This is a genomic window from Thermoanaerobaculia bacterium, assembly GCA_035260525.1.
In the GTDB taxonomy this organism is placed as follows: Bacteria; Acidobacteriota; Thermoanaerobaculia; order UBA5066; family DATFVB01; genus DATFVB01.
The window spans coordinates 1-8,776 of sequence record DATFVB010000199.1 but is presented as its reverse complement, the minus strand read 5'-3'; the positions used below and the strand labels follow the sequence as shown (position 1 = coordinate 8,776).

General features: G+C 69.4%; 9 protein-coding genes. 6 read left to right on the top strand and 3 right to left on the bottom strand.

Annotated elements, in window-relative coordinates; all coding sequences use genetic code 11:
• Positions 1-617: 617 nt before the first annotated feature.
• Together VKH46_09930 and VKH46_09925 are read right to left on the bottom strand one after the other, a co-directional pair.
• Positions 618-1,034: a DUF983 domain-containing protein gene (locus tag VKH46_09930; GenBank protein ID HKB71149.1), complete on the bottom strand. Its 417-nt coding sequence runs from the start codon at positions 1,032-1,034 to the stop codon at positions 618-620.
• 15 nt (positions 1,035-1,049) lie between these two features.
• Complete coding sequence (locus tag VKH46_09925) at positions 1,050-1,397, bottom strand: hypothetical protein (protein ID HKB71148.1); 348 nt, start codon at positions 1,395-1,397, stop codon at positions 1,050-1,052.
• Between the two features lie 270 nt (positions 1,398-1,667).
• Between VKH46_09925 and VKH46_09920 the strand changes: the two genes are divergently transcribed.
• Positions 1,668-3,425, top strand: coding sequence for a DUF885 domain-containing protein (locus VKH46_09920; GenBank protein HKB71147.1), 1,758 nt, complete (start codon positions 1,668-1,670; stop codon positions 3,423-3,425).
• A gap of 220 nt (positions 3,426-3,645) precedes the next feature.
• Here VKH46_09920 and VKH46_09915 read toward each other — a convergent pair whose 3' ends face one another.
• Positions 3,646-5,046 carry a M28 family peptidase gene (locus VKH46_09915; protein ID HKB71146.1) on the bottom strand — a complete coding sequence of 467 codons (1,401 nt, stop codon included), beginning with the start codon at positions 5,044-5,046 and terminating at the stop codon, positions 3,646-3,648.
• Between the two features lie 267 nt (positions 5,047-5,313).
• On the opposite strand from VKH46_09915, the gene VKH46_09910 reads away from it, so the two are divergent.
• The 5 genes from VKH46_09910 to VKH46_09890 form a co-directional block, all read left to right on the top strand.
• A complete protein-coding gene (locus tag VKH46_09910) occupies positions 5,314-5,487 on the top strand; it encodes a hypothetical protein (protein HKB71145.1) in 174 nt (57 codons plus the stop codon).
• Positions 5,484-6,203 (top strand): DUF1326 domain-containing protein, encoded by a 720-nt coding sequence (locus VKH46_09905; GenBank protein HKB71144.1) that lies wholly within the window; start codon positions 5,484-5,486, stop codon positions 6,201-6,203. Before VKH46_09910 ends, VKH46_09905 begins: the two co-directional genes overlap by 4 nt.
• A gap of 89 nt (positions 6,204-6,292) precedes the next feature.
• The gene (locus tag VKH46_09900; GenBank protein ID HKB71143.1) at positions 6,293-6,679 is read left to right on the top strand and encodes a GntR family transcriptional regulator; all 387 of its coding nucleotides are present in this window, start codon (positions 6,293-6,295) and stop codon (positions 6,677-6,679) included.
• Positions 6,676-7,599 (top strand): ABC transporter ATP-binding protein, encoded by a 924-nt coding sequence (locus tag VKH46_09895; GenBank protein HKB71142.1) that lies wholly within the window; start codon positions 6,676-6,678, stop codon positions 7,597-7,599. The genes VKH46_09900 and VKH46_09895 overlap by 4 nt, the downstream gene beginning before the upstream one ends.
• Positions 7,596-8,776, top strand: a 1,181-nt coding sequence (locus tag VKH46_09890) for a hypothetical protein (GenBank protein HKB71141.1), incomplete at its 3' end; no start/stop codon positions are given. The genes VKH46_09895 and VKH46_09890, both read left to right, overlap by 4 nt.

The following is an 8,776-nucleotide window of genomic DNA, read 5'->3' as shown; positions in this document are numbered from 1 at the left end:
CACGCGGCACGGCATCGACGCGGCGCGCATCTCGACCCGCACGGAGCCGGCGAGCCCGGCGACGTCGGGCAAGGCCGTCGTGACGGTCACGTTCAGCCCCCGCTCATAGGGCAAGAGCGAGAATCCGGCCTCTTTCGCCCCCTCTCCGGAGGGGGCTTTCTTTTGCGCCGGCGGGGCGATCGCCGGAGACGTGGGTTCCCGCTTTCGCGGGAACGACCGACAAGGTGAATGGCGGCTGGCCGTGGGGAATTCGTCGCCGCGCTCGACGCCACCGTCGAGACGAGGCGAATCTCATTTACGAAAACCCAAAGGCGCGGCCAGACGCGAGCGAGACGGGATGCGGGCGCCCGACCCGCGGCCGCGGCGTACCGATAGCGTACGTTAAGGCCGCGGATCGCGGCGCACGCGCCCGCCCGGCTCGATGCATCGCTGCGCCCGCTGTGACGATTCCAGCGACTGACAACTTCAGTTACCGACGACCCGAAAGCGCGGCGAGGCGCGAGCCCGGCGGGATGCGGGCGGCGGCCGGCGGCTAAGGCGTACTGTGAACGTACGTCGTGCCGGCGGCCGGCCGCACGCGCCCGCCCGGCTCGATGCATCGCTGCGCCCGCTAACGTCTAATAGACGCCGCCGCTGAGGTACATCAGCGCCATCCACACTCCCCTCACCCACCGGAAGAGGAGCGCGGGAAGGAGGATCGCCGCGGCGCCGAGAACGATCAGCTCGCGCTCGAGATCGAGCTCCGGAAGGAAGAGGAGCGATCCCAGGATCAGAAGCAGCGAAATCGTGAGGTTGATGTCCATCGACCCGAGCCAGAACCCCGCCTCCCGCCCGTAGCTCACTCCGCATTGCGGACACGCCTCCCGCATTCTCCAGAACGAGGCGAAGAGCCGCCCGACGCCGCAGACGGGGCATCGAAGGCGAAGACCGCGGCCGATCGCGTGGCGAACGGAGGAGAACGTGACCGGTGCCGCCGCGATGGACGTGTGCAGGAGGGGATGGACGGGCGACGGGGTGCGCGGCCGAGGATCCATCCCGTCGAGCATCGTTTACGTCAGCGCGGTTTCGGGTTCCCGGGCCAGCCGTGCGAGCGAGTTCCGCAGGATTTCTTTCAGGTCGCTGCCCGGGCGGGCATCGCCCACCTGAACGTCGCTCTCGGCCAGGAGGTCGACGAGCGTGCGGATGATCTCCGCGCGCTTGACGATCGAGCCCGTCGCGGCGCGGATGTCCGCGGAGAGCCGGTCGAGAAAGATCACCTGACGATTCAGCATCACCACGGTCACCTTCGACCAGTCCTCGCCGTGAATCGCGGGTCGGCCCGGAGGCCGCGTGACGCGCCCGCCCGCATCGTTCCCCGCATCGGTTCGTGGCTCCGAAAAGCTCTTTTTGTGTTCCACCAGCGTCTCATCCTTTCACCGGAGGTCCGGGCGTTCGCTCCCCACGAGACACTGATGCACAAAACGCGCCGGGGATGGGGTTCCGGCTCTCCGGATCGCATTTCGATGGATCGACGAGAATTCCCGTCGATCGGCGCAAATTCCCGCTTTTTCGGCTGGCCCGGCCAATTCTCTCGTAATCCTCTGAAATGTCGTGGCTTTTCGAGCAGCCCGGCGATTCTCCGAGCGGGCACAGGACCGCTCCAGCATAGGATCCGATTCGGAGGAATCATGGTCGAAAGGCTTGTTCTGATCGCGCTGCTCGTCGCCGGCGGCGCCACGCTCGCATCCGCCGCGGGATCCGGCGAGGATGCCCGGCTCCGGCGGTTCTTCGACCGGGAATGGCAGTGGGGACTCGAGCAATACCCGGAAGGAGCGACGTCGCTCGGCGACAACCGCTGGAACGACCGGCTGACCGACATGAGCGTCGAGGCGATCGAGGCACGCAAGCGGCGCTCCGAAATGGAGCTCGGGGAGCTCGAGACGTTCCGCCGCGAGGCCCTCTCCCCTGCCAACCGCGTCAGCTACGATCTCTTCCTCCACGACGTCCAGATCGGAATCGAGGGGAACCGATTTCCGACCGAATATCTCGCGATCGGCCCGATGTCCGGCATCCAGATTCAGCTTCCGAGCCTGCCGGAGCAGACCCCGTTCCGTTCGGCAGGAGATTACGAGATGTATCTCGCCCGGCTTGCGGCGATCCCGCCTCAGGCCGACCAGGTATTGATCCTCCTCCGGAGGGGCGTCGAGACGGGCTGGATGCCCGCCCGGATCGCCGTCGAGAAGGTGCCCGACCAGCTGCGGGCGGAGTCCTCGGGCGCGCCGGAGAAGAGCTCGTTCTTCGAGCCGTTCGCGCGCTTCCCGGATTCGGTCCCGCCGGCCGAGCGCGAGCGCCTGCGACACGAAGGGGCCCGCGTGATCTCGGAGAGCGTTCAACCGGCATACGCCCGGATTCTCGACTACTTCACGAAGATCTATCTCCCGGCCTGCCGGAAGGACGTCGGCGCCTGGGCGCTTCCGGACGGCGACGCCTTCTATCGGTATGCGGTCCGGTTCTACACGACGACCGCGCTCGATCCGAAGGAGATCCACGCGATCGGGCTCCGGGAGGTCGCGCGAATCCACGCGGAGATGGAGAAGGTCATCGCGGAGACCGGCTTCCACGGCTCCTTCGCCGACTTCCTGAAGGATCTCCGAACGAACCCGCGCTTCTACTACGTGAAGGCGGACGACCTGGTGGCGGGCTACCGGGACATCGCCAAGCGGATCGACGGCGAGCTTCCCCGGCTCTTCGCGACGCTCCCCCGCAATTCGTACGGTGTGAAGGTCATCCCCGAGGCCGCGCAGCCCGCGCAGACGACCGCCTATTACCAGCCGGGCGCGGCCGACGGAAGCCGCGCGGGTTTCATGATGGTCAACCCGTACAAGCTCGAGACGCGGCCGAAGTACGAGATGGAGGCGCTGACCCTCCACGAGGCGGTCCCGGGGCACCATCTGCAGATCTCGCTGGCGCAGGAGCTCGCCGATCTCCCCGACTTCCGCCGAAACGCCTATTACACGGCCTTCGGCGAGGGATGGGGACTCTACGCCGAAAGCCTCGGGCGCGATCTCGGCCTCTACGCCGACCCGTACTCCCGGTTCGGGCAGCTGACGTACGAGATGTGGCGCGCCTGCCGGCTCGTCGTCGACACGGGCATGCACGCTTACCGCTGGGATCGGCAGCGGGCGATCGATTACATGGCGGAGAACACGGCGAAGACCGTCAACGACATCACGGTCGAGGTCGACCGGTACATCTCCTGGCCCGGACAGGCGCTCGCGTACAAGATCGGCGAAATGAAGATCCGCGAGCTGCGCACCCGCGCCGAAAAGGCGCTCGGGCCGAAGTTCGACGTCCGGCGCTTCCACGACGCCGTGCTCCTGCAGGGCTCTCTGCCGCTCGACGTGCTCGAGAAGAACGTCGACGCGTGGGTGGAAAGCCAAGAGTAGGCGCGCGGCGAATGCATCGAGCCGGGCGGGCGCGTAGCAGCCGCCCGTGGGCTTAACGTACGCCCCGGTACGCCGCGCCCGCGGGCCGGCTGCCCCGCATCCCGCCGGGCTCGCGCCTCACCGCGCTCGAGGGCACGCGGATTCCGGATAACCTGGCGCGCCCCCGGGGCTCGCGTCCCACGACTCGCGACGCGTGACTCGCGACTGCGCGCCGGCGCGCCTACCAGGCCCTCTCTTTCCGCTTCTCCGGCGGGATCCGTCCGAGCGTCCCCGGCTCGTCGGCGACGATCCAGGCGAGGGCCGCCGTCGCCGCGGTCGCCTGCGCGAGGTTCGCCGCGTCGATCTTGTCGAACGTGTCGTCGGCGGAGTGGTGGAAGTCGAAGTAGCGCGAGGCGTCCTGGGCAAGAGCGAGCATCGGAACGCCGAACGCGCGCAGAGGGCCCACGTCGACGCCCCCGCCGGCGTCGTTTCCCCGCTCGGAAACGCCGATCGGCCGGAGCAGCTGTGCCGCGGCGGCGACGACGCCATTCGCCTCCGGTCCCCCCGACGCGGCGACGCGGTAGACGCGATCCGTCCCCAGATCCATCTCGAGGGCGGCGACGTGTCGATCGAGCTCGGCGCGATGCGCGTCGCGGTAGGCCTCGCCCCCGCGGTCGCCGTTCTCTTCGTTCGCGTAGAGGACGACGCGGATCGTCCGGCGGGGCGGGCGCGAGAGAGCAACGATCGCCCGCGCCGCCTCGCCGACGATGCCGACGCCCGCGGCGTCGTCGATCGCGCCGGTCCCCAGGTCCCACGAGTCGAGGTGCGCGCCGAGAAGGACGATCTCCTCGGGCCGATCCGATCCGCGGATCTCGCCGACGACGTTGGCGCCCGCCACGTCCGCCTCGGTCCGGCAGCCGAGCGTCAGGCGGAGGCGCACGGGCCCGGCCGCGGCGATCCTTTCGAGGAGGTCCGCGTCCGGCGCCGAGAGCGCCGCGGCCGGAAGCGGCGGGATTCCGGCTTCGGTCTTCATGACGCCGGTGTGCGGAAGACGCGTCGAGGACGTTCCCACGCTGCGGATCAGCACGGCCGCGGCGCCGAGCTTCCGCGCCTCGGAAGGACCGGCGTAACGGATCGAGACCGCCTTCCCGTACCCGGAGCCGTCCCGCGTCCGCTCCGTCCTCTCGGTGAAGAAGACGATGCGGTCGCGGACCCCGGCCGCTCCGAGCGCAGCAAGCGTCTCGACGTCGCGCGTCGCGACGATCGGACGCTCGACCCCTCCCTCCGGCGTCGCTCCGCTGCCGCCGAGCGCGGCGACCACGAGTCTCTGGCGGACGGGCGAAACGATCTCGGCGGTCTCGGTCCCGCGCACCCAGCGCGGCTCCATCAGGCTCTCCTCGTGGACGTTCCGAAGGCCGAGCCGGGTGAGCTCCTCGACCGCCCACCGGCGCGCCTCCACCGCTCCGTTCGAGCCGGCGAGACGAGGACCGACGCGGTCGCACAGGCTCCGCGCGATTTCCGCGGCTCCGCGCCCGCCGACGAGGGTATCTCGAAGCGAAACCGCGGTTTGGAGCGTCGGAACGGGGAGACCGGCGAGCGCCGCCGCGCCCAGGAAAGCTCCGAAGGAGGCGAAAACATTCATCCGAAAGGACCCTCCGCGCGCGGATCGTATCAGGCGTCGCGAATCCCGATCCGGCGGACAGGACCCGTGAGATGATTGCGTTCCGGACGAAACCAGGGCTATTCGCATGATCCGAACGCTCGAAAGCGACGCGCTCTTCGATACCGCGATCGCGGCGGTGGCGAGCGCCGCTCCATCCCGGCTCCGAAGAACGTGCGCCCTCCGACGCTTCGCCGGCGCGGAGCGCGCGCGCTCTTGTTCCGAGGCCCGTTGACGAAAGGAGGAAGAATGATCATGTTCCGGGCGAGGACGGACAGCCCGACGGAAGGCGTCATCGAATGGAACGGCTCCGTCCGGGGCGAGGCCCTCGAGGGCACGTACGTGTGGACCAAGAAGGGCCAGAAACCGATCACCTACTGGGATGAAGGGAACGCTCGAGAAGTGAAGGAGGGGAAGCCATGAAGAAGGTTCTCGGATCGATCCTGGCAGCCGCTGCGGCCGCGGTCTTCGTCGCGGCGTCGCCAGCGAAGGGGACCCGGGCGGGAACGTACGACGCCGTCGTCGACGACATCGAGGCCTGCTCGTGTCCGCTCTTCTGCAGCTGTTTCTTCAACACGGAACCCAGCAACCCGCACATGTGCCAGTTCAACAATGCCTACGAATTCCGCAAGGGCAGCCACTGGGGCAATGTGGATCTCTCCGGAGCGCGCGTGTGGGTTTCGGGTGACCTCGGCGACGAAGCGCTTTCGAAAGGAGTCGCGAAGTACGGGATGGTGACGTTCGACAGGAAGACCACGAAGGAACAGCGCGACGCGATCGCGAAGATCTTCGCGAAGATGTTTCCGATCCAGTGGGCAAAGATGGACACGCGCGAGGACGACATCGAATGGCACCACGACGCGGCGGACAGGGCGGACCACGCGAAGCTGGCGAGCGGCATGGCGGAAGTCACGCTGAACCGCGGCAACTGGGAAGCGACGAAGATGCCGACGGTGGTCAAGGGCCTCAAGTACTTCGGCGCCAACAGCAACGACGGCCTCGTCCTCGCGAAGGGAACCCACTATTTCCACGGAGACACTCTCAAGTACGACCTCAAGGACATGAACGGCTTTTTCACGACCCTGCGCATGCACGGGACGATCGAGCCCGCCGCGGCGCAGCAGAGCGGACGGCCGTAACCATCGACCCCGATCCGGCACGAGGGCGGCTCCGGCCGCCCTTTTTTTCTTCTTGACAACGCCGCCAAGAGTACTACTGTATCGGTACAGTGATACAGCTCGATCCGCGCTCCGCTGTCCCGATCTGGAAGCAGATCGAGGACGGCGTCCGCGCCCTCGTCGCCTCGGGGGCGCTCGCGCCCGGCGCTCCCGCCCCATCGGTGCGCGAGCTCGCCCGCGACCTGCGGATCAATCCCGCGACGGTCGCCCGCGCGTATCAGGGGCTCGGGGAGGAGGGCGTGCTCGCCGTCCGGCGCGGCGAGGGGACGTTCGTCGCCGAGGCCCCGCCGCAGATCCCGAAGAACGAAAGAGCGCGGCGGCTCCGGGAGGGGGCCGAGCGCTATGCCGCGCTCGGGCGCTCGATCGGAGCGTCCGATGACGAAATGCTCGGGGCGGCGGAGGGCGCGCTCCAGAAGCTGAAGGGAGGTCCGCGATGAGCGACGCACCGCTCGCGTTCGATGGCGTGACGATCCGGTTCGGGGGCCGGGAGCTCCTCGACGGCGTCACCCTCTCGCTCCCGCGCGGTTCGGTCTACGCCCTGCTCGGCCGAAACGGCGCCGGCAAGACGTCCCTCGTCCGCTGCGCGCTCGGCCTGCGCCCGGCCGACGCCGGCGAAGTCCGGCTGTTCGGGGCCGAGGCGGTTGCCGGGCGTGCGCGAGCGATGGCGCGCATCGGCGTCGTCCCGGAGGAGCCCGACGCCCCGGCGGAGATGACGGCCGACGCGCTCGTCCATTTCTGTTCCCGTCTCTATCCCGCCTGGGACCCGGCGGGCGTTTCGAATCGGCTGGAGCGCCTCGGAGTCCCCCGGCGGGTCCCGTTCGGTCGGATGTCGAAGGGCGAAAAGGGATCGGTCCTCTTCGCGCTCGCTCTGGGCGCATCGCCCGATCTCCTCGTCCTCGACGACCCGACCCTCGGGCTCGACCTCGTCGCCCGCCGCGAGCTCTACGAGGAGCTGGTGGGCGAGCTCGCCGACCGGGGCACGACCGTATTCCTGACGACCCACGATCTGGCGGGAATCGAGGGGATCGCGACGCACGTCGGCATCCTCGCCGGCGGACGCCTCGTGCTGGACGAGGACCTCGAAACGCTCAAGGCGCGTTTCCGGCGCATCACGTACGCGAACGACGTCACCGAATCGCGCGCGGAATACGGGACCGAGCTCGACCTCTTCGACGCGGCGAGAGTGCGCGTTCGCGGCTGGGGAGTCGAAGCGGTCGTGACGAACTTCGACGAAGAGCGCTTCGAGCGCTTCCGAGTCCAGGAGGGGGTGCGAGGGGCGTCGGCCGACTCGCTCCCGCTCGAGGAAATCTTCCTCGCGATCGCCGGCCCGCGCGGCGAAGGAAGGGCAGCGCCATGAACCGGATCGCCACGATCGCCCGCGCCGAGCTCTCGGAAAAGTGGCTCGTCTTTCCCGCCGCCCTGTTGATCGGCGGGTTCCCGCTCGCCCTGGCGCGCCTGCGGCCCGGGGGAACACCGTCGGACGTCCGGGGCACCGCGGCGATCCTCCTCGCCGGCCTCGCCGGAGGGGCGCTCGCGGTGACCCTCGGTTTCTGGAGCACGGCCGGCGACATCGCGTCCCGCCGCGCCTCTTTCTATCTCGTCAGGCCGCTGACCTCCTTCGAGCTCTGGGCGGGGAAGCTCGCCGGCGGCTTGCTCATGGTCTTCGGCGCGACCGCGATCGCCCTTGTTCCTGCGGCGCTCGCCGGCGGCTCCTTCCGCGGGTGGAACCGGCCGCCGACGCCGGTGCTCGACGCGATCCTTCCCTCCCACATCGGTCCCGCCGGCCTGGGCCTCGGAGCGGCGGCCGCGCTCGCGATCCTCTTCCTGGTCGCGCAGGCCGCGGGCATCGCGGCGCTCGCGCGTTCCCCGAGGCTTTTCGCGGATGCCCTCGTCGCGCTCGGCGGGGCGTTTCTCGTCTCCGGCGCCGTCCGCCGCCTTCTCCTCGCGCGGGCGGACTCACCGGCGGCCGCGGGACTCACCGTCGTGGCGGCCGTTCTCGCGGCGGCTCTGGGCGTGGGATGCTACCGGGCGATGAAAGAGGGAGGCATCGACGCCCGGCGCGCCGACCGGGCGCAGGCGCGCGTCTTCGCCGCGGCGATCGCCGTCTCGGCGGCCGGATTCCTCCTGTTCGCCGCATGGGTCCTCCGGCCCTCCCCCGCCGATCTCCGGAGCGTCGATTGGATCGTGCCCTCCCCGCGGGGAGACTGGATCGGCATCTTCGGGCGCGCGCGCGGACACGAGCCCGCGTTCCTCGTCGACATCAAGACCGGCGAGTACCTCCGCCTCGGATTCGCGCGGCAGCGGCTGCCGGTGATCTCGGCCAACGGCGCCGCCGCGGCGTGGACCTCCTCCGATCCGGGCTTCCCGGAGTCGAGCGTCACGCCGCACACGGTGTCGCTCGCCGGCGGCCGCCATCGCGCCGTCGCCTGGGAAACGAAGGACCTGCGGGCGGACCCGATCCTCGTGTTCTCTTCCGACGCGCGGAGGTTCGCGATCGTGGCCCCGGACCGCATCGTCGTCTGGGACGCGGTGGG

Excerpts from the sequence above, each read along its gene's own strand:
- VKH46_09930 (HKB71149.1), bottom strand. The coding sequence starts at position 1,034 with ATGGATCCTCGGCCGCGCACCCCGTCGCCCGTCCATCCCCTCCTGCAC.
- VKH46_09920 (HKB71147.1), top strand. The coding sequence starts at position 1,668 with ATGGTCGAAAGGCTTGTTCTGATCGCGCTGCTCGTCGCCGGCGGCGCC.
- VKH46_09915 (HKB71146.1), bottom strand. The coding sequence starts at position 5,046 with ATGAATGTTTTCGCCTCCTTCGGAGCTTTCCTGGGCGCGGCGGCGCTC.
- VKH46_09910 (HKB71145.1), top strand. The coding sequence starts at position 5,314 with ATGATCATGTTCCGGGCGAGGACGGACAGCCCGACGGAAGGCGTCATC.
- VKH46_09905 (HKB71144.1), top strand. The coding sequence starts at position 5,484 with ATGAAGAAGGTTCTCGGATCGATCCTGGCAGCCGCTGCGGCCGCGGTC.
- VKH46_09895 (HKB71142.1), top strand. The coding sequence starts at position 6,676 with ATGAGCGACGCACCGCTCGCGTTCGATGGCGTGACGATCCGGTTCGGG.